General features: G+C 45.6%; 1 protein-coding gene. It reads right to left on the bottom strand.

The window, feature by feature from the left end; translation table 11 throughout:
• Positions 1–425, bottom strand: a 425-nt coding sequence (locus tag J1781_RS00430) for a leucyl/phenylalanyl-tRNA--protein transferase (protein WP_269154535.1), incomplete at its 3' end; no start/stop codon positions are given.
• Positions 426–472 lie beyond the last annotated feature (47 nt).

A 472-nucleotide genomic window follows, 5' to 3' on the forward strand; every position in this document is an offset into this window, starting at 1 on the left:
TACCTAGGCTTGTGCAGTTGGAGCGCAGTTGGAGATAGATAATAATTCATCAAATCCTCATTTAACAGTTGATTAAGTGGCAATTTTTGACCGCAAATCGATGACCAATTAATACTTGGTAGCGCTAATTGTTGCGCGAGCTTATCTAAAAATTCCGCTCTGGGCAGAATGGTGGCACCTAAACGCATCAAATGTGGGTTAGGCAACTGACAGTCCACCCAAGCAAATTGGGAATGTGCACACAGCTGCATTAACACAAAAAAAGCCGCTTTAGACGCATCTGTGACGCGGTGAAACATACTTTCACCAAAAAATGCTTGTCCTAGCTTTAGCCCATAGAGACCACCAATCAGTTCATCATCATCCCAAATCTCGACACTGTAAGCCACTTGCTCGGCATGGAGCGCCGTATACGCTTCAATCATTGCGGGACTAATCCAAGTGGCGGATGCAGAAGCTTGGGCATAGGTGC

The organism is Rahnella perminowiae (assembly GCF_019049695.1).
In the GTDB taxonomy this organism is placed as follows: domain Bacteria; phylum Pseudomonadota; class Gammaproteobacteria; order Enterobacterales; family Enterobacteriaceae; genus Rahnella; species Rahnella perminowiae.